Source organism: Streptomyces canarius, from assembly GCF_014650735.1.
Classification (GTDB): domain Bacteria; phylum Actinomycetota; class Actinomycetes; order Streptomycetales; family Streptomycetaceae; genus Streptomyces; species Streptomyces olivaceoviridis.
Map to the genome: position 1 here is coordinate 1 of NZ_BMVN01000035.1, position 19,121 is coordinate 19,121.

At 69.0% G+C, this 19,121-nt stretch carries 14 protein-coding genes and 2 pseudogenes; 7 read left to right on the forward strand and 9 right to left on the reverse strand.

Annotated features, from left to right (window positions below):
* Positions 1–485 precede the first annotated feature (485 nt).
* Entirely contained in the window at positions 486–1,553 is a 1,068-nt protein-coding gene (locus IE294_RS34190) for a ferritin-like domain-containing protein (protein WP_229917568.1), read from the forward strand.
* Between the two features lie 1,256 nt (positions 1,554–2,809).
* Positions 2,810–5,566: an AAA family ATPase gene (locus tag IE294_RS34195; RefSeq protein ID WP_229917570.1), complete on the forward strand. Its 2,757-nt coding sequence runs from the start codon at positions 2,810–2,812 to the stop codon at positions 5,564–5,566.
* Between the two features lie 399 nt (positions 5,567–5,965).
* Here IE294_RS34195 and IE294_RS34200 read toward each other — a convergent pair.
* Together IE294_RS34200 and IE294_RS34205 are read right to left on the reverse strand one after the other, a co-directional pair.
* Positions 5,966–6,284: pseudogene (locus IE294_RS34200) on the reverse strand (transposase); the annotation flags it as partial.
* Between the two features lie 77 nt (positions 6,285–6,361).
* Complete coding sequence (locus IE294_RS34205; protein ID WP_189892642.1) at positions 6,362–6,691, reverse strand: WhiB family transcriptional regulator; 330 nt, start codon at positions 6,689–6,691, stop codon at positions 6,362–6,364.
* A 308-nt stretch (positions 6,692–6,999) separates the two neighbouring features.
* Between IE294_RS34205 and IE294_RS34210 the strand changes: the two genes are divergently transcribed.
* The gene (locus tag IE294_RS34210; protein ID WP_189892644.1) at positions 7,000–7,515 is read left to right on the forward strand and encodes a MarR family winged helix-turn-helix transcriptional regulator; all 516 of its coding nucleotides are present in this window, start codon (positions 7,000–7,002) and stop codon (positions 7,513–7,515) included.
* Positions 7,516–8,453: 938 nt separating this feature from the next.
* Here IE294_RS34210 and IE294_RS34215 read toward each other — a convergent pair.
* Complete coding sequence (locus IE294_RS34215; protein WP_189892646.1) at positions 8,454–8,810, reverse strand: hypothetical protein; 357 nt, start codon at positions 8,808–8,810, stop codon at positions 8,454–8,456.
* Between the two features lie 327 nt (positions 8,811–9,137).
* Here IE294_RS34215 and IE294_RS34220 point away from each other — a divergent pair, with 327 nt between their 5' ends.
* Positions 9,138–10,052: a transposase family protein gene (locus tag IE294_RS34220; RefSeq protein WP_189892648.1), complete on the forward strand. Its 915-nt coding sequence runs from the start codon at positions 9,138–9,140 to the stop codon at positions 10,050–10,052.
* A 76-nt stretch (positions 10,053–10,128) separates the two neighbouring features.
* Here the strand turns inward: IE294_RS34220 and IE294_RS34225 are convergent, their stop codons facing one another.
* Positions 10,129–10,818 carry a class I SAM-dependent methyltransferase gene (locus IE294_RS34225; protein WP_189892650.1) on the reverse strand — a complete coding sequence of 230 codons (690 nt, stop codon included), beginning with the start codon at positions 10,816–10,818 and terminating at the stop codon, positions 10,129–10,131.
* A gap of 600 nt (positions 10,819–11,418) precedes the next feature.
* On the opposite strand from IE294_RS34225, the gene IE294_RS34230 reads away from it, so the two are divergent.
* The 3 genes and pseudogenes from IE294_RS34230 (at position 11,419) to IE294_RS34240 (ending at position 12,649) form a co-directional block, all read left to right on the forward strand.
* Positions 11,419–11,712, forward strand: coding sequence for a hypothetical protein (locus IE294_RS34230; protein WP_189892652.1), 294 nt, complete (start codon positions 11,419–11,421; stop codon positions 11,710–11,712).
* Positions 11,709–12,070: pseudogene (locus tag IE294_RS34235) on the forward strand (fic family toxin-antitoxin system, toxin component). The gene IE294_RS34230 and the pseudogene IE294_RS34235 overlap by 4 nt, the downstream one beginning before the upstream one ends.
* 405 nt (positions 12,071–12,475) lie before the next feature.
* Positions 12,476–12,649, forward strand: a complete 174-nt coding sequence (locus tag IE294_RS34240) for a hypothetical protein (protein ID WP_189892654.1) — start codon at positions 12,476–12,478, stop codon at positions 12,647–12,649.
* Between the two features lie 1,228 nt (positions 12,650–13,877).
* Here IE294_RS34240 and IE294_RS34245 read toward each other — a convergent pair.
* The 5 genes from IE294_RS34245 to IE294_RS34260 form a co-directional block, all read right to left on the reverse strand.
* On the reverse strand, positions 13,878–14,624 hold the full coding sequence (locus IE294_RS34245; RefSeq protein ID WP_189892656.1) for an SDR family oxidoreductase: 747 nt from the start codon (positions 14,622–14,624) through the stop codon (positions 13,878–13,880).
* A 146-nt stretch (positions 14,625–14,770) separates the two neighbouring features.
* Positions 14,771–15,835 (reverse strand): AMP-binding enzyme, encoded by a 1,065-nt coding sequence (locus IE294_RS34250; RefSeq protein WP_189892658.1) that lies wholly within the window; start codon positions 15,833–15,835, stop codon positions 14,771–14,773.
* 520 nt (positions 15,836–16,355) lie between these two features.
* A complete protein-coding gene (locus IE294_RS49380; protein WP_306433492.1) occupies positions 16,356–16,805 on the reverse strand; it encodes an AMP-binding protein in 450 nt (149 codons plus the stop codon).
* Positions 16,775–17,089, reverse strand: coding sequence for an AMP-binding protein (locus IE294_RS48050; protein ID WP_229917572.1), 315 nt, complete (start codon positions 17,087–17,089; stop codon positions 16,775–16,777). Before IE294_RS48050 ends, IE294_RS49380 begins: the two co-directional genes overlap by 31 nt.
* A 1,173-nt stretch (positions 17,090–18,262) precedes the next feature.
* Positions 18,263–18,496: a hypothetical protein gene (locus tag IE294_RS34260; protein ID WP_189892661.1), complete on the reverse strand. Its 234-nt coding sequence runs from the start codon at positions 18,494–18,496 to the stop codon at positions 18,263–18,265.
* Positions 18,497–19,121: the final 625 nt, after the last annotated feature.

Sequence of the window (19,121 nt, forward strand, 5' to 3'; positions counted from 1 at the left end):
GATGACCGCGACCTTGCGGCCCTGGATGATGGACAGGTCGGCGTCGGCGTCGTAGAACAGCTCAGCCATGGGGTACACCTTTCACGGATGATTCCCCGGGCGGTGTGCTTGCCGAGAGTGAGCACTGTGCCTCCGGGAAGCGGGGAACACGGAAAACAGAGCCGGGGAAGCCGACATGTGTCCTGCCAGCGCAGGAGCTCGGAAACTGCGGCAGGGCGGCCGCACGCCGCCCCGGCGGTCGAAACACTATCTCACACCGTGCATCGACGGACGCAGGGCCGCCCAGAGCGTGTGAAGGTGACGGCACGTAACCGTGTCACAAATACGTCGCCTGCCCTGTCAGTGAGGTGACTCAGGGAATGCGCCGGCTCTTTCGGCGGCGAACGAACAGCCTCGTCATCCACGCAACGACTTCGGTGTTTCGATGTCAGCTGCCGCAGGTGCGTCCCCTTGCGCCTACGACAACCGAAATGAGCGTCTCATCCATGTCTCAGACCCAGCCCCATGAGTTCGACACCGCCGCGGCGACAGGCATCGCGACGCTGGACGACCTGCGCAGGCACTTGCAGTGGGCCATCGAACTCGAACACGCCACGCTGCCGCCCTACCTCACGGCCCTCTACTCCCTCGACCCCGAACGGAACGCGGAGGCGGCACAGCTCATCGGGGGTGTCTTCGTCGAGGAGATGATCCACCTCGCTCTGGCTGCGAACCTCCTCAACGCGGTCGGCGGACAGCCCCGCCTGGATGCGCCGCACCTGCTGCCCCCACACCCGCGGACCATGCCCCACGCCGACCCGTCCATCCAATTGTCCCTTCTGCCGTTCGGGGCGGAGGCCCTTGAGATGTTCCTCCGCGTCGAACAGCCGGCGCACCGTGGAGATCTGGCCGAGGGCGACAACTACGAGACGATCGGGCAGTTCTACGACGCCGTCGAGAAGGGGCTGCGGCGCCTGTGTGCCGAGCTGGGCGAGGACCAGGTCTTCACCGGTGACCCCGCCCGTCAGGTCTCCGGCGGCCCGTTCGCCCATACGGCGGGGCACCTCAACCCTGTCACCGACCTCGGTTCGGCGCTCGCGGCGCTGGAGGAGATCGTCGAGCAGGGTGAGGGCGCGGCCCGTGCCGACGTCTGGGACGGCGACATGGACCTGTTCCACCCCAAGACCAAGGCCGTCTCCCACTACTACCGTTTCCAGGAACTCGCGTTGGGACGGCGGTACCAGCCCGGTGACACGCCCGAGTCCGGCCCCACCGGGGAGGCTGTGACCGTCGACCCTGCCGGCATCCGCCCCTTGCGCCCCAACCCGCGGCTGGAGGACCACCCCGAGGGCAGCGCGATCCGCACCGCGCAGGAAGCGTTCAACCAGACGTACTGCAAGATGTTGCAGCAGCTGGAGCAGGCCTTCAACGGCAACCCGGCGATGCTGGGAATGTCGGTCGGCACGATGTACGCGGTCAAGGGACAGGCACAGACCCTGATGGCCATGCAGGACGACGACGGGCTGGCCGCCGCCCCCACCTTCGAATACGTCGCACCCGAAGACCGCGCCTGAGTCGTCCGCCCATGACACTGGGACCGGGCCGAGTGACGTCGACTCCGAGGACGGCCCCACCCCGTCGAAGGTCCGGGTGAATACCGTCCCGGCCGGCACGGTGCGCAGCGTATCCCTCCAGGCTCCCGGGCTTTCTGCCCAAGCCGTAGCCGAGCCGTCCCAGACCTCATGCGGAGGGCTGGGACGGCTCGGCTACGACCGCCCGGAGGACAGCTTCGGGGTCCACCGCAGCCACTTGGGTGTGACCGTAAGGATCGTCGCTTTGGCGCCTTCCGCGATCTCCTGCCCGGTGTCGCGCCCCAGAAGGTGAACAAGGTGTTTCCCGAGAACGAGTACGCCGCTGGCACTGTCGGCTGACCGTCGAGGACCGCGAGACCGGCCCGGAGCACTTCTGGTAGGTGATCACGGACATCCACGCGCCGGCGATCCATGCGTACCGGCGGATGGGCTTCGCCTTCTCCGGATGCGCTCGCACCGCCACACCACGAGGGGACGGCTCGCTCGCCCCCGGTACGGCGGGCCGCGGCCCGCCGCGCGCGGCGCCGCTCCCGTCGCCCCCGGGAAGGGAGCGCTCCCCGGCACCGAATCCGAGCGTCCACCTGCTGCGGCTCCGACGGCTGTGCGCCACTGCCCCGAGGCGGTCGAACTCCAGCGGCTTCCGGTCGCGCGCGATCCCGCGACGTACGAGGCCAACCCGGCCATCGGACTCGGCAACCATGGAGGCTCCCTGCGGAACTGGGCGAGTACCGCAGGGAGTGATCGCGACGCAGCAGGCGGCCGACATCGGTCGCCGACCGGTCCGGCGGGGCCCCTCCCCGGGAGGCCGGACGTTTCCTCGGCCGGCCGCGGCAGGGCAAACACCGGCTCCGGGTCCGCTTCAGCCCGTCCGGCGACAGTTGCGGCGACACCTATTCGCGCGCCAGGAAGTGCCAGGGCCGGTGCCCGCTCCACCTGCTCGGGCGTCAGCGGTGCGAGACGGGATCAGGGACGGCACCAAGCTCTCCTCGCGGTGGTCGCCGCGCGACCCACGGCGTCGTCCTCGCAGGCTCGGCCCTGCTGACCAGCGGCCAGCGCACGAGATCTCCCCTCCTGCCCGGACCGGCTGAATCAGGCTGCAATCCGCTTGTGGCGGAGGCACGGGACCCTGCCGGCGTTCGGGGTCGCTCAGGGCGATGCTCCGATAGACTGTGACGGCGAAGACATGACAGAGTGGAGAATTTCCGGCGAAGGCGGACACTGTGCCTCGTATCGCGCCGTTGCGGGGACGAAGCCGCGAGCTGGCGGAACTGGAAGCGCTGGTGAGCCGTGCCCGCGTCGGCCACAGTGGGGCGCTGATCGTCTCCGGTGAGGCCGGCGTCGGTAAGACGGCGCTCCTGGACCACATCACGGCGCGGGCCGCGGCGCACGTCCGCACCGAGCGTATCGTCGCCTCCCAGTCCGAGATGGAACTCGCCTACGCCGGCCTCCAGCAGCTCTGCGGGCACATGATGGATTCGGCCGCCCGGTTGCCGGCCCCGCAGCGGGAGGCGATCGAGGTGGCGTTCGGGCTGCGCAGCGCCGCCGCCGTGCCGAGCCCGTTCCTCGTGGGGCTGGCACTGCTCGGACTGCTCACCGAGGCCGCGGAGGACCAGGCACTGCTGTGCGTCGTCGACGACGCACAGTGGCTCGACCAGGCGTCTGCGCGTGCCCTTGCATTCGCCGCCCGGCGCCTGGACGCGGAGGGCATCGCCCTGGTGGTCGCCATGCGCCGGGCCGACGATGTGTTCGCGGGCCTGGCGCACATGGTCGTCGAGGGGCTGGGCCACGACGACGCGGGCGAACTGCTGCGCCTGGCGGTGCCCGGTGGTCTCGACCGGCGGATACGCGACCAACTGATCGCGGAGGCTCGCGGGAACCCGCTCGCGCTGCGGGAGTTGCCCCGTGCCCTGGGCCCGGCCCGGGTCGCCGGTGGCTTCGCCCTGACCGGTTCCCTGCCGCTGGAGAACCGCATCGAGCAGAGTCTGATCGTGCAGCTCGCCCCGCTGCCCGCTTCGGCGCGCCTCCTGCTGCTGCTGGCGGCCGCCGAGCCCACCGGTGATCCCGGACTGCTGTGGCGGGCGAGTGCCGTACTCGGACTGGGACCGGAGGCTTTCGAAGCGGCCAAGGACGCCGAGGCGTTCGTCGTCGGCACCCGCGTCGCCTTCCGTCATCCACTGGTGCGGTCGGCCGTGTACCGGGCGGCGTCACCGGGGGACCGGCGTCGCGTCCACGCCGCTCTGGCGGACGTCACCAGTGCCGAGCACGATCCGGATCGCCGGGCCTGGCATCGGGCCAGCGCGACGCTGTACCCGGACGAGGAGGTCGCCGCCGATCTGGAGCGTTCCGCGGTGCGTGCACGAACACGCGGCGGTGCGGCTGCCGCGGGCGCATTCCTGGAACGGGCGGCGGAGCTCACACCTTCGCCCTTCCCCCGCGGGCAGCGGTTGATCGCAGCCGCCGAGGCCAAGCACGACGCCGGCGCGCCTGGCGCGGCCCTGCGCCTGCTCGAGTACGCCCGCGCCCTTCATCTCACTGCGTTGCAGGAGGCGCTCGTCGCGCGGCTGCGCGCCCGGGCGGGATACGCGCTGCGGCGTGACCGCGGTGGCGTACAGCAACTGCTCGCTGCGGCGCAGGGGCTTGAAGGGCTCGACCCGGCGCTCGCCCGTGACACCTACATCGAAGCGCTGGCGGCCGCAACATACGGCGGCAGGCTCGGAGACGCCGAACAGGTGGCCGCGGTCGCGCACGCGATTCTCCGGGCAACGCCCGCCGCCGAGGAGACCGGCCGGGCACGAGACCTGATCCTGCGCGGCCAGGCGCTGCTCGCCACCGAAGGCCAGGACGCCGCGCTCGCCACCCTGCGACGGGCGCAGCGTGCGTTCCTCGAGCAGGCACCGGACTTCCTGGAGCTGCACTGGGTGTGGTTCGCCTCTCGTGCCGCCCAGGACCTGTGGGACCCCGCCGGGCTTCGCGCGCTCGCCAACCGGCAGGTCGAGGTCGCTCGCGCCGAAGGCGTCGTCACCGTACTGCCGATCGCCCTGAGCCTGCTGATGCTGGTGCAGATGACCGACGGCGATTTGGACGGGGCGGAAGCCTCCTGCGATGAGATCGACGCCATCAAACAGGTCACCGGGAATCCGCTCCCGCAGTACGGACGGCTCCTCCTCGCGGCATACCGGGGGCAGGCCGCCGAGGCGGAGCGCTGGGCGGAGCAGATCAGGGCCGACGGGCACGCGCGGGGGGAGGGCCACGCGCTGAGCGCGGCGAATTTCTCCGAGGCGGTCCTCTACAACGGCCTGGGCCGCTTCGCCGAGGCGGTGGCCTCCAGTCGCCGCGAGTTGCCCTACACCCACGAACTGAACCTCGCGATGCGCACGCTGCTCGAACTGGTGGAAGCGGCCGCGCACACGGGTGAGCGCGCGCTCGCCGAGCAGGCGTTCGAGAAATTGGCGCGCGTCACGCGGCCGGTCGGAACCACCTACGCGTTGGCCGTGCTGGCGATGGCGGAGGCGCAGTTGCGTGCGGGTGACGAGGCCGAGAAGCTGTACCGCGACGCGATCAAGGGCTTCGAGCACGAGCGGATCCCGATCTGGGTGGGGCGTTGCCGTTTGCTGTACGGCGAGGCACTCAACCGCTGGGGCCGGTACGCCGACGCGCGTGAACAGCTCCGCCCCGCACACCAGGTGCTGAGCGACTGCGGCCTGAACGGCTTTGCCCAGCGCGCCGCGGACCAGCTGCACGCGAGCGGAGAAACCCTGCGGGTCCGCGTGCGGGGGTCGGCGGCGCAGCTCACCGACCAGGAACTCAACGTGGCGCGCCTGGCGCGCGAGGGGCTGACGAACCGGGACATCGGCGCCCGGTTGTTCATCAGCGCGCACACCGTCGAGTACCACCTGCGCAAGGTTTTCGCGAAGCTCGGCATCAAGCGGCGGACCGAGCTGAAGACCGCTCTCGCCGAACTCGGTCCCGCTTCCCGGTCCGTTGACGGGACCTGACCGGAGGCGGTGCGACGTACCGGCGCAGCGAGCGTTGATTGCCGATCCGGCGGCCGACCCGGTGAAAGCGTCTCACTCCATTCGTCCAGGCTTGGACGACTGCGTCCACCGCGCACGGCGGCTCCGCGAGGTCGGGAGCGAAGTCCCGACGACTCGGGTCCCATACGCGAGCCCGGACGGCGGGGTAAGTGGCGAGACGTCGAGGACTGTGGTCGGGCTCGGTGTGCACCCACCGCCCAGGGAGACGGGAAGAGGCCGTTACCTCGCGCGATGAACGGCGCGCGGGCAGCCTCTGCCGATACGAGGACTGCGAAGCTGGCAGGGCGGTTTACTCGCGTACTTCCCACCACTCTCCCTTGAGTCGCAGACACCAGTAGTCGAGCCATCGTGGTGGAGCCCCACGTACTCAAGGGAGCGTTCTCCCAGGCCATGGCGGGAGGATGCGGCATCGTCGTAGCCTCCGTCGGCAACGACGAGCGGGACCTCGAGGGCTCACGACCTCGTCTCGTCGGTTCGGTCCAAAGGCCGGCTGCCACTTCTCGACATGACCGACCTCGTCGGGGATGCCGTACTTCGCGCGGCGGGCCACCTTGGCCGGATCGGCCTTCGGCGAGGCGCAGTCCCAGCTCTCGGGCAGGAACAAGCGCCAATCGACGGCCGCCGACGCCGCGTCGGAGGCCAGATGGGTCACGCACGCCGAGGTGTCCCCGTCCTTGAGGGGCATCCTCTACTGGTGGGCTTGTGGCGGCGCCTGCCGCTCGTAGGACGCAATGGGGTCAGGACAGCAGACACTGCTCAGACGGTCCGCCTGTGATCCACGCCGGACAGCGGGAGCAGTCGACCCGAGTGCGCATGCTCGGTGCGGGCAGCGTCCAGCAGAAGGCGCCAGGAGGTCACCGTCGGGCGGCGTCGCAGAAGACTGCGGCGTTCACGCGCTGTCGTGCCTCCCCAGATACCGTGCTCGATGCGGTTGTCGAGGGCGTAGGCGAGACACTCGGTGCGGACCGGGCAGTCGCTGCACAGAGTCTTCACCCGCTTCTGGACCGTCCCCTCGACGAACAACGCCTCAGCGACCTCGGCCCCGCACTTCGCCTGTGCCTCCCACTGTCGATCTCCCGTTGCCATTGCCGGACTGCCCCATCCCTCCTGGATTCCCCCGGGTTCTGCGGGGGGCTTGGTGCAGACCGTATACCCATGACACGAACGTGTTGATCCCCTCCGTAAGTGCAACCGGCAGGAGAACGCCCACCGTTGACAACATCGTCCCCTCAAGAGCGTCGAAGAAGGCGTGGTACTGCTGGGGCTGTCACAACGAAGGACCCTGGTCTGTCTACTTGCTGCAGACCAGCGGCGGCTGTTCCGCCGTACTCTCATGCCGGCATGTGTCATGCGGGAAACGGCAGGGGCTGCGGACAGCAGGGAGGCCATCCAGCATGAACGCCGTTGCCGCGTCGATCGCCCGGTGGGACACACTGACCCGTGCCCACCGTCGGATCGAGTCCCGGGTCGGGCGGCACCTTCATCAGCGCCTGGGGCTGGGGGCCAGTGAGTTTCACGCCCTGCGCGCGCTGGACGAAAGCGTGCGAGCCGGTTCGGGTCTGCTGTACCTCAACATCCTGGCCAACGGGATCGGCCTGAGTCAGTCCGGCACCAGTCGCCTTGTCACCCGTCTACAGGACCGTGGGCTGGTCACCACGCACCTTTCACCACACGACCGCCGCAGTGTCGAGATCAAACTCACTCCCGTCGGACGCGAAGTGGTACGGATCGGCTCTCCTGTCCTCTACCGGGCTGTCGAGGAGGTTGTGCGGGAACTCCGTGCCGAGGGCACCGACGAGGACCTCGTCCGCTACCTGCGGGGCAGTACGCACGAAGCGATCTCCCACCGGATTCCGCCACGTTCCGGTCCTCTGAGGAGCACGGGCGCGGTGAGTCAATCAGCCAACTGATCACGTCGATATGAGGTACGACGTTGCCGCATGCAGATGAGGCGGCAGGGGATTCAGAGCAGTCCGAGTCGGCGGTAGCTCGCATCTCGTAGCAGGTTTTCGCAGACCTCGTATGGCACGCGATCTGCGTCGACCAAGGAGACCGCTCCGGTCACGTCACCTGTGGTCGGCGGAGCTGCAACCCCACCGACCTGACGACGACGGTGTGTGAGCAGTGTGCACATGAGGAACCCCGCCCTGCCCCTGCTGGTCCCGCCGGACGGCCAGTCGGCGCACTGGACGGTATCGTGCGAACGGCTCGCCGAACTGCTGGACGACGCCGGACCGATCCTCCCGCCAGATCGCGATGGGCGGCCGGGCCGTCGTCCCGCACGGTGCCGAGCCTGCCGCGAGCCGACGGATGCCGGCCGCCCGCGCCTGCGGGTGCAGCTCATCACGGATCACCCGTGTGGGACGTCAGCGCCGACGCGTTCAGGCTGTCCGCCGTCGGCGTCGGGTAAGAGTGCGCTCTCGAGGCGGAGACGGTACCGTGCCCACTGGTCCATGGCCGCGTCGTCGCCCTTGGTAGGGACCAGCCCGTTGCCGACAACCCCGCCAGTGCGAGCCGGATGGTCACTCGCCACACGTCAGTTCCGCGGCACACCGCTGCGGACAGCGGGTGCCACTCACGGTGGACCAAGAACTCAGCGTCGCCGTGAACCGCCTGCTCAAGGGCGCGGTTCATGGCGCGCGGGTACGTCTTCCAGAGCCTGATCAACGATGCCGGCCGTGCGTGCCGGCCCGGGTGGTGTTGCCTGACTGGGCGGCGAGATTGCCGGTCGTGGCGCCGAGGGCCTCGGCGAGCCTTTCCGCTCGGCGGGCGGAGATGCGAGTAGGCGGTGGCGATGGAAGAAGACGCACAGGGCCAGCGCGGTCGACCATTCCATCCGTGGCGGAGGTCAGTCCCAGCCGAGGCGGACGCGGTAGCTCATACCCGGGAGCGGCAACTCGCCCGTGGATAGGGTCCCGGTACGGAAGTCGGGGTAACCCGGCTCGCTCGGTCGGCAGTCGCGGTTCCAGTAGACCTCGATGTCGTTCGTCGACGCGATGTCGTACGAGCGGGCGGGTTCGGCGAAGTTGTGGCAGACGCCGGTTTCGTCCAGGTCGATCTCCGCCCTGGTGCCTGTCTGGCCGGGACCGCTGTAGAAGTACGCGAACAGTGGGCTGCCCGATGCGGAAGCCTGAGCGCCGAACGCCGTCACGGTGGCGACGGCGGTGGCAGCGGCGAGACGAGCGAAGGACTTCGTCAATGTCATCACAGCTGAACTCCTGTCGTGCGGCCTGTCATACGGCGGCCCACCTGCGCAGAGACCGCCTGGCTTGATGCGACGTCTCATGGGATCACACTGATTGGTCGTCCAACAGTGGTATCTCGGACAACGGGGCGGCACATCATCCATGTGACTTCCCGGGGACGCGAAGACGCAACCCGTCTCAGGAAGCGCGGGATCCGCCGCGTGCCGTGGCATGGGGTCCAGTGGGGCTGATCATCCGAATGGACGCGGCGAGTGCACGGGCGAGGCCTCCTGAAATGATCGACGGGCGGGGCCGCCGGCCTGCCAGGTGGAACACCGGAGTCGATCATGGTCAATCGGGCGGTGCTGGCGCATCGGCTGTTCACGGGGATCTCTCGGCGTCATCTCGCGTGTCTGATCGAGGAGTTGGCGGTGCCGTGGCAAGCCGGGGTCGAGGGTCGTCGCCATGCTGCACGAGGTGGGGCCAGGAAGCGGGCCGCGGGAGCCGGCGCCCGCCACCAGCTGGTCTTCGTCGACCGGCTGGTGGCCACGCTGATCCATCTGCGGTACGACCTGCCGCACTCGGTACTGGGGCTGCTGTTCGGTGTCGACCGCTCCACCGTCACCCGTGCGATCGCAGAGATACGTGCGCTCCTGGCCGAGCGGGGATGCGCGGTCCCCGACCGTCCCGGCCTGCGGTTACGGACTATGGCCGACGTGTTCGCCTACGCTCAGGCCGAAGGCGTCGAGCTGAGGCTGGATGCCACCGAGATCCAGGTCCGCCGGCCACCGGCCGGTCGCGGCGGACGGCGCGCATTCGTTTCCGGGAAGAAGAAACAGAACACCATGAAGGCCACCGTCGTCGCTGACTGGCGGGGCCGCACGTTATGGACCGACACCTTGCGGCCTGGTCGTATGCACGATGCCACGGCCGCCCGCAACGAGGGCATCGCCGTCTGCTTCCAGCACTTCCCCGACGTCGCGGTCCTCCTGGACGATGGCTACCTCGGCCTGAGCCGCGACCACCGCGGGCAAGCGATCACACCACCCAGAAAGCCCCGGCCCGCAGCACTGCCCGGCAGAGTCGAACAGTGGGAACGCGACCGCCACGGACACTCCTCCGACCGCATCACCGTCGAACACGCCCTCGCCGACCACAAACGCTGGAAGCAACTGACGCGCTGGAACCACCGCCGCGACCGTCTGCCCGACACCTACCGCGCCATCGCCGGCCTCGTCTCCGACCGCACCGTCAACACCTGACAACAGGCCACGACCAGGCCAAACACGCCTCACCCGCTATCACGCGCCAACTCGTAAGTCGGCCGATCCGGAACGGTCAGGACGTCACCCATGCGGCATAGGTCGCGAAGCGCCAATCCTTCGAGAGACAGTCCACTTGGCTGAAGCCGGCCTCCCGGAGCCAACCAAGCTGGGTATCGAGATCGATCGGGATATCGAACTTCATCCGCTCACGTCCGGCTACCCACTCGTGCGCGGGTGTGTGCTCGTTGATCACATGGCGCTCGTGCTGCTCGTCGTACATCTTCTCCAAACGGGGCGTACTGCCCAGCAACTGCTCCACATTGACGAAAACCCCGTCGGTACCCAGGGCGGCGCGTATGCGGCTAAAGAGATCCCGCTTCTGGTCATGTGTCAAGTGGTGGATGGCCAGGCCCGATACGACGGCGTCGAACACGCCGACTGGTATGGGATCGAGTAGATCGCCGGTACGTACTGTGATGTTGTCCTGGTTCGTGAAGCGTGAGCGCGCCTTGGCCAGCATGATCTCGGAACGGTCCACCAAAGTGAGATGCGCCCCGGGGAGTTCGTTCAGCAAGGCTGCGCTGAGCAACCCGGTACCGGCCCCCAGGTCGAGTATGCGCGGTGCGCTCCCGACTGTCATGGCGACCGCTTGCACCGCGCTGCCATACAGAAGGTCGAACGATGGGATGAGCTGGCGGCGCAGCGCATCAAAGGTGGTCGGGTCCCAAAGGTCGTTCCCCTGGATGACGAAGTTCTGACTCATGAGGGCATCCATTCATTTCCTTGACCTGATCGCAGGGCGCCGCGGTGGCTGAGTGTGAGGCGACAGAGGCAGGCTATGGAGAGGTGGCCCAGGCATGTGCCATCCGGGCGTGTTCGGGTAAACGGCGTACCCAAGCGTGCACGATTTCGAGATGAATCTGTGATTCCACGTGAACTTCCAGTGAACGGCAGACACGTGCGTCCGGCGACTCCATGATTTGGCCCACACGGATCATCACACCGTCCGCGTGCGCGGGAGGAAACGGACGACGATCTCCCCGTGGAGGGGCTCTCGATGAGAGCGCCTCGCCGTCGCCGCGCAGCTGGCACGCCCGCACCGCGCGATCCCGGCGGACCCACCCGCCGACAGGCCGGAGCGTTCCGGCCGCCTCCCGCAGCGGAACCCGTCCCCGTACGTCAGTGCCGTCTGCGGTCGTGCGGACAGAGGAAGAGGTGGGGGCAGGAAAGACGTGCAAGGTGGCATGGGGCGTATGCCGGTGTCTCATGGCGGTGCCGTCAGCGCCCAGTTGTCGTCAGGCATCGCGACGCGCCGGCCGCAGTCCTGGGCCGGGGCTGTCCCGGCAGTGGTACCGGCGGTAGCATGACGAAGGCCATAAACCTGCGCTTCCCCGATCCAACCCAGCGTGTCGCGATCGAGGCCGCCGCGAAGCAGGAAGGTGTCAGCCGGCAGGATTACATCCTGTCGGTTGCGTACGCCCGGGCCACCGCGGTGGAGGACCGTTTCCTCGACGCGTTCAGGGTGTCGAGGTCGCGCAGCGGTGACGCGTTCGCCGAGGAGGCCGACACGGCCGGTGCCGGTGCGCAGCAGCGTGAGGCGGAGCTTCAGGCGCGGTGTGAACTCGAGGAGCAGCAGGAGCGGGGTTACGCCGCGTGACGCAGAACGAACCGCTCCATCCGCTGGACGTCGCCTTCCTGCTGCACGCCGCCGATCTGCTGCCCGGTGATCCCCAGGTGGACGACTACGGGCCGCTCTACGCGGCGGCCGGCCGGGTCAACGCCGGGCGATGGAACGCGACGTCTACGGCTCGGTGTACCTCAAGGCAGCCGCTCTGCTCCAGACACTGGCGAAGCTTCCGTCTCTGGAGCACTCCTACGAGGCGTACCTTGCCCTGAACGGGCACCGGTTCGACTACCTGACCAAAGAGGCCGTCGCCCTGGTGCGGGACGCCGCTTCCGGCACGGCGGGCGTCGGCCTGATCGGCCGCCGACTGCGATCCTGGACAGTGTCGTGACCGGGGTTCGGCTTTGCAACACTGATCCGCGCGTGTTGGGCCTGCCGGCGCGGCCCGTGCGGCTGACCCAGCGTGGTCTCCACACGGGGCGGTAGTGACGTTGGTGCCGCGGTAGTTGGCCTGCTGCACGGGCTGGGGTGCCCGGATTGCCGACTGCTCGGCCGCGGCGGTGCTCGCCGCGGCCCTTAAGCAGTGTGTGAGGCGGGTGCGGTTCGAGCGGGCGGTGCTCGACGCGTTCACCGTGTCGCAGCCGCTGGTAGCGGGGTGCGGGGCGGCTGGTGAGGTGCCGGCGGGTGCTGCCGGTGCTCCACCACGCGCGGTGGAACGGTCGGCTAACCGGGGACTTCACCACGCCGAGCGCGTACGGCTGCCGCACGGAGCCGGGGGCGCGTCGAGGTGAGCGCCATGGTCACCGTCGAGGGCCCGGTCTGGGAGGTGGCCGCCGTGGTCGGTGCGTCGGTGCGGCTGGCCGACGAGCACGGGCAGACGGCCAGTGTGCCCACCTCGTCGCTGTTCGTGGAAGCCGCACGTAATCCGGGGGTCAGGGATTACCGACCCGGCCCCCTTGCGGCGGCATGAACGATGCTTCGAATGGGCGGAGCCGTCACCGGCTGGGAACCAGAACGAAGCGGCCGATGGCGTCCTGGCGTATTCGCCGAAGCTCGATCCGCCCACCAGCGAACTCGATCCCCGACCGTGCGCTCTGGTCCATCAGCTCACTGCCGGCCCGCCGTACCCCCTCACACGCCGCTTCAGCGGCCTGGAGGGCGCCGTCCATGACGTAGTACAGCCAGACACAGCGTCGATCTCCCGTGAAGAACTGAAGACCCACCAACCACTTGGCATCGCGCTCGGCAGTGCAGGGAGGATCGGCCGACACCGTCGCTGCGGAGACGTCGGCACGGTGTGCCGGCCCAGGCGTGCTTTCCCGGCCAGAGAGACCGCTGATCACGGATACCCGAGCCGTGTGAACATGAAACGAGAACATCTTGCTGCCTCATATCCCCTGGGACTGAAACGATCACGTGGCCACAGGACTCACCGGGGTCACAAGGCCCACCTGACACCACAAGGACCTGTCCGCATGATGTCCCGTTTTGTGACAGGAGCGGACGCCCTTGCACTCGACCCGGTCACAGTGACAGACCACGGAGCGATCCCCCCGTGGTTACGCGATGGAGCGCCCAGGGGACCTCTGACCCGGGCCTGATACCGCGTGGTCGAGCGGTTGGCGCCGGAAGATCTGTGGGTGTTGTCCCTAGGGCGGTGCCGTCGGCACCTGTGCGCCGGCAAGGTGGAGGGCAGCGTCGGCGAGGGTTCGCTAGCTAGGTGCCGGTAGCGCTCATTTTCTTGGCCACAGCAGTCAGACCTCAGGCTGCCGCAAGATCACGCCAACTGAAACGCATGGATACCGGCGAGCGGTAGCTCGTTCTGCCCATTGCGTGAGCCAATTGCCGTCGATTCCGAGAAGTATCCTGCACGCCTGCGTACAAGGCGTAGCACTCTGTGACGACGACCGATGAAGGCGACCAGCGGGGAGGGGCTGCCTTGGTCCGCGCCAGGCGAGTCGTCCAAAGAGGTGTGCCGTGCTCCCCAGAAGGGGGGCACGGCACGAGGCGGGACCGGCGAGGCTCCTGACGTCGGCTGTTGGGAAGTGAGACACCAGCCGGACGATCAGGGGCCTCGTCGCACACCGGGCCCACCGACCAGTGGGCCGTCACACCCGATCGCCCCATCGGTGCGCCGGCGTACGCGATGTGATCGTGGCGTGGGCTCGTCCGCTCCTCGCCAGGACCGTTCGTGCCCGTTACTTCTGCTGTGCGAGCCACTCGTCGAAGTGGACTTCGCCGATGTGCGCGTCCGGGCCCGGGAGCAGGGTGTCGTCCTGGAGCTTCGCGCCCCAGTAGGTGCCGTTCGGGTCCGCAACGACCTTACGCGTGTCCTGCTTCGCGGCAAGCTCCTTGCGGATCAGCTCGGGCAGTTCGAAGACGTCGGGACCGGCCACCTCGGTGATGGCGTTGAGGGGCTCACCGACGGCGGTGCGGCCGACCGCCGTGGCGACGTCGTCGGAGAAGACCGGCTGGATCTTCACGGGGAGGAGGGTCACCGTGTCACCGTCGGTCGCCTGGTCGGCGAGACCCTTGGCGAACTCGAAGAACTGCGTCGCGTGGACGATCGAGTAGGGGATGCCCCCGTCCTTGATCAGATCCTCCTGTACCTGCTTGGCGCGGAAATAGCCGCTGCCCTGCAGACGGTCCGTACCGACCACGGACAGGGCGACGTGGTGGCCGACGCCTGCGGCCTTCTCCGCCTTGAGGACGTTGGACGTCGAGGTACGGAAGAACTCCATCACGTCGTCGTCCGCGAAGGACGGGGAGTTCGAGACGTCGACGACGACCTGGGCACCCTGGAGGGCTTCGTCCAGACCTTCGCCGGTGAGCGTGTTGACACCGCTGTTGGGAGAGGCGGGCACGGCCTCATGACCGTGTTCCTGCAACTTGGCGACCACCTTGCTGCCGATGAGCCCGGTTCCGCCGATGACGACCACCTTCATGATCAACCCTTTTGATGTGTCGCATAGATCTGCGATGTGGAAGTGGAGCGCAGCGTGCTACCCGTATGACCAGGGTCGAACGAGGTCTGTGACAGGGCATCGGGCGTTCTGCGTGAACCTTGCGCTCCCAGACCGCCGGCAGCCGCTCATTCGGTGAGTACCCCCGCACCCATGTTGCGTGATCCGTATCCTCCTCGACCGCATCGGGCGGACCCGGCGCCCAGAACTCGGCCTCGTCCGGGAGCATTGCGCGTGGCCTTGCCGATGGGAGAGCTCAGCTGGGTGCAGGCCTCCGCCCGGGGTGTGGCGACCAGCGCGGCGAGGGCCGCCAGGCCGGGCTGGCACATGACCTTCGCGGCCTTGATCCGGATCGGGTAGGTGCTCTCGAGCAGCGCGACCAGGCGTGCGACGGCCAGTAAGGTCCCGCCCGATTCGGTCAGGTTGTCGGCCGGCGTGAGGCAGGGCTGGTCGAGCAGTCGGCGGCAGGCCGCACGGAGGAACGCCTCGGTGTCCTCGGCCTGCGGGAGCTGCCGGGTCCGCGCCGCCTCGGTGACGGACGTCTTGGGAGCGGCCTGGCGGGTGAGCAGCGCGCGGTCGACCTTGCCGTTGGCGTTGAGCGGCAGCGTGTCGACGAAGCGCACCACGGCGGGCACCGCCTGTTTCGGTACCCGGGCGCGAACGGTGGCCAGCACGGCATCCTCGTCGGCCCGCGCGCCCTCGACGAGCAAGGGGAAGGCGGCGAGGCGCAGACCGCCGCCGGCGGCCTGGAACGGGACCACGACGGCGCGCCGTACCGAGTGATGCGTTTCCAGAGCGGCCTCGACCTCGGCGGGTTCGGCGTGCGCGCCGCTGATCTTCACCTGCTCGTCCAGGCGCCCGAGGAATTCCAGGAGTCCGTCGGGGCGCACCACCGCTTTGTCACCAGTCCGGTAGACCCGGTCCGCATACCGCTGGCCGGCGGGGGCCGGCACAAACCGTTCGGTGGTTCGCCGCGGGTCCACGTAACCGAGTGTCAGTCCCGCACCGCCGGTGCGGACCTCGCCGGCCTGCCCTCTGGGCACGATCCGGCCGTCCTGGTCGGTGATGAAGACCGCGTAACCGGTCGGGGGGCTGTCCGATCGGCACGCGGCGGCAGGGTCGTCGCTCTCGGGTCGCAGACGGTGGGTGGTGGTGAGCACGGTGGCTCCGGCCGGGCCGTACACGTTGGGCACGGCCGCCGCGCACTGCGCGGGGGCCGCGTCAGCATCCGGTCACCGCCCACGAGGATGTGGCGCAGGGCCAGGTGAGCCGGCCACGGCTGGGTGAAGGCGCGTTCGGCGAGCGGGGTGGGCAGCAGGCAGTGGGTGAGGCTCGACTCCTGCCACCACCGGAACAGTTCTGCCGTCGAGCCACGGGCGTCCTCGAATGCGACGTGCAGGGTGGCGCCGGCCGACAGTGCCTCCCACAGCTCCTTGAGGTGGGCGTCGAAGGTGGTGCCGACGAGAGGCCGATCCGGGACCCGGGGCCGATCCCGAGCCGGTGGCAAGTCCAGCGGACCAGGTGGGCCATCGCCTCCTGCGGCAGCAGGGCGATCTTGGGCCTGCCGGTGCTGCCGGAGGCGCCGAGGCGCAGAAGGCCTCGCTGGGCACTTGCGCCCCGTTCGCCCGCTCGCCGCGCCGGGCGAGTACGAGCCCGTCCACCGCGCCGGCCGGTTCACGGGTCCAGCTGGGCGCGGGGCGGTGGCGTCGTCGGTCAGCAGGCAGGCGATGCCGGCGTCCTCGGTGATCGACTCCACCCGCGCGGCCCCCGGCCGGGCGCCGGGGGAGAGGTGGACCGCGCCGGTCCGGGCCAGCGCGACCGCCAAGACCACCAGCAGCGGGGGGTGCTCAAGACAGACTCCCCCCAGAACATCCCGACGGTCTCCCGGAAGCCGGGCGGGCGGTTGCCCACGGCGCTGCCGATCACCAGATCGGCCCGGCCGCTCTGCCGGCGCAGGAGCAGAGTCGGGAAGACCCCCTCGCTGAACACGTCGAAGCCGGGACCGGTGAACAGCAGCACTCGGTCGGCCTCGGTCAGTTCGAAGGCCGTGCCGACGTCGGCCGCGTGGCTGGCCAGCGACGCGTGGGTCACGGCCACCGGTTTGGGGCGCCCGGTCGAACCCGAGGTGAAGATCACATAGGCAAGGTCGCCGGGGGTGACCACCGCGCACGGGTTCTGCGGCCGACCGCCTCCACCCCTTCGTATTCCCCAGGTCCGATGCGCAGGGCGACGCCAGCGGCCCCCACCTGATACCTGCGGCCCTCGGCCGGCAGCGCCGGATCCAGCGGCAGGTACGCGGCACCGGCTTGCCACACCGCCAGCACCGCCGTCACCAGGTCACGTCCCCGCGGCAGATTCACCGCGACCACGCTCTCGGCGCCCGCGCCCTTCTCCACCAGCACTCCGGCCAGCCGGTTCGCGGCGGCATCGAGCCCCGCGTACGTCATCCAGCCGTCCCGTCGACGACAGCCGCAGCTTCAGGGACGGCCCGCACCCGCTGCTCGAACAGTCGCGGCACACAGCCCCCCGCATGCCCACCAGCCGGCCCGGGCCGGTGGCGACTCCGCGCCCCTGCTCACGTCTCCATGACTCCACGTGGCGAACCTCTCTCCTCAGAAGGCGCAGAGCAGGCCGCGAGCATGCCGAGCGGCCCCCCGTGGGGACGACAGTTGTGGAAGCGACCATGCCGCCTGCGACGGGCTTGCAGTCCCATGCCCGCGGGCGTCTTCCTGGCAACGATGAGCCGCGATCCGGTCCGACAGTGCCCGACACACCTCGCGGCACAACCTGACGCACGGGTGAGGAGCGCGAAGGGTATCCGGGGTGCCCGAGCCGAGCCGGGTGTACGTGTGTACGGACTCATTCCACCGAAGTCACCGTAAGGTCTGCTCCAGAGTGGAGCGGCAGGTATGGCCGACGCAGATCCGGTCACTGTCCCCCCGGCGCCCGGTCACCGTCCGTGGCCTTCCCGGCCGCAAACAGGCCGACCACGACGAGCCCCGCGAACACGCTGGCCCGCTGGCTGCCTCGACGCCGTTGAAGCGGCCCGCAGGGCTCCGGCGATCTGTCCGGAGTGAAGAAGAGCCTCATGCGCAAGACGTCCTCGGCGATGGCGGCATGACGATCGATGAGGCATGGGCGGAACGACCATCCGGTCCCGACGGTCAGCGGCCGGACGACGACTGGTGGGTGCGTTCCCCTTCCGGATCCCTGCCCCGCAGTTGACCGTGACGCCGCTTACCAACATGAGACCCTGACTATCTAAAAGATCATCACACGTTGTGAAAAGTGTGAGTGTGGTCCTTGAGTAGAGCGGAAGGTGCCGACGCCGGGGACTCCCCGGTCCGACGCGGCTGGAAGCCGCGGAGTTCGCGGCAAGGCCCGGCATCGTCTGCGAGCAACGAGTTCGCGGACCCTCCGACGGGAAGACAGCCTGGCAAAGTCACAGCCGCGGCAGGGGGGCCGCGGTGGCTGCCCGACATGGACAGACCGATCTCCGCCCGGTGTCCCACCGGGCGGAGATGAATGGCTGACGGCCCTGGCCGGCTCAGGAGCCGTGCGCGGCGTTGCTTCCGCTGCTCACCGAGGGGCCGGGCCCGAATGCCGACGGGCCGACTACCCTACTTCCCGGCCCAGAGCCACCAGACTCCCTGCACGTCCCTGTTGCAGTAGAAGTAACCGCTCACGTTGGCGTTGTACCAGTTGGCGACGCTCTGGCATTCCCCCTGGCTGCTGTACGACGACATACGGGTGTCGGCGTGTGCGGCGCCCGCGGTCCCCAGGGCGACCCCCAGGGTCACGACGGTGACGACACCGATGGAAGCGGCTGCCTTCTTGATGCGGTGGGCTATCACGGCAAGTACTCACCTTCGCTACGTATGCCTGGAGTTGACGCGTACCGGAATGCCGACCGGACGGGACGTGCATCGCGTCCCTGAGTGCCGGTCAGCAAGAGCATGACACGTGAGACCGCAACCCACAATGGCACACCGTTCAACAGTGGGGGTCCGCTTTCGTCGCCCGCCCGCCTCATCTGTACCGATCGCGCCTGCTCGCGCCCTAGGTGTATTGATCACGGGCGTTATCGACAGTCGCCAGGCTTGATCATGGCGAAGACCTCCGGTGTGGTGGAGCTGTCCAGGACTGCACCGCACGGAGGTCTTCGTGTCCCACCGTAATGCCCGGCTGACCGTTCACGGCAGGCGGCTGCTGGTCGAGCGCGCGGGAGTAAGCCCGCGCGTGGCCCTTCGTCTTCGCCCTGGTGCAGGCATGGATCGCCGCCTGCACGGGTCCGGACGGTGCCGCTGAAGGCCCGGCCGCTCGGGAGGCCCGCACACGCCTACGGGACGGCCTGGCCGAGGCGGTGACGCGCGCCGTGGGTATGGGCAGGCGGGCGCTGCTGCGGGCAGGGAGCCCCTGATACCACCCCGACACACCGATTGGGACGGTGTGAAGGGGCCCCACGGCGCCTTCACACCA

Coding starts and splice junctions, on each gene's coding strand:
- IE294_RS34190 (WP_229917568.1), top strand. CDS start 486: ATGTCTCAGACCCAGCCCCATGAGTTCGACACCGCCGCGGCGACAGGC.
- IE294_RS34205 (WP_189892642.1), bottom strand. CDS start 6,691: ATGGCAACGGGAGATCGACAGTGGGAGGCACAGGCGAAGTGCGGGGCC.
- IE294_RS34210 (WP_189892644.1), top strand. CDS start 7,000: ATGAACGCCGTTGCCGCGTCGATCGCCCGGTGGGACACACTGACCCGT.
- IE294_RS34215 (WP_189892646.1), bottom strand. CDS start 8,810: ATGACATTGACGAAGTCCTTCGCTCGTCTCGCCGCTGCCACCGCCGTC.
- IE294_RS34220 (WP_189892648.1), top strand. CDS start 9,138: ATGGTCAATCGGGCGGTGCTGGCGCATCGGCTGTTCACGGGGATCTCT.
- IE294_RS34225 (WP_189892650.1), bottom strand. CDS start 10,818: ATGAGTCAGAACTTCGTCATCCAGGGGAACGACCTTTGGGACCCGACC.
- IE294_RS34230 (WP_189892652.1), top strand. CDS start 11,419: ATGACGAAGGCCATAAACCTGCGCTTCCCCGATCCAACCCAGCGTGTC.
- IE294_RS34240 (WP_189892654.1), top strand. CDS start 12,476: ATGGTCACCGTCGAGGGCCCGGTCTGGGAGGTGGCCGCCGTGGTCGGT.
- IE294_RS34245 (WP_189892656.1), bottom strand. CDS start 14,624: ATGAAGGTGGTCGTCATCGGCGGAACCGGGCTCATCGGCAGCAAGGTG.
- IE294_RS48050 (WP_229917572.1), bottom strand. CDS start 17,089: ATGACGTACGCGGGGCTCGATGCCGCCGCGAACCGGCTGGCCGGAGTG.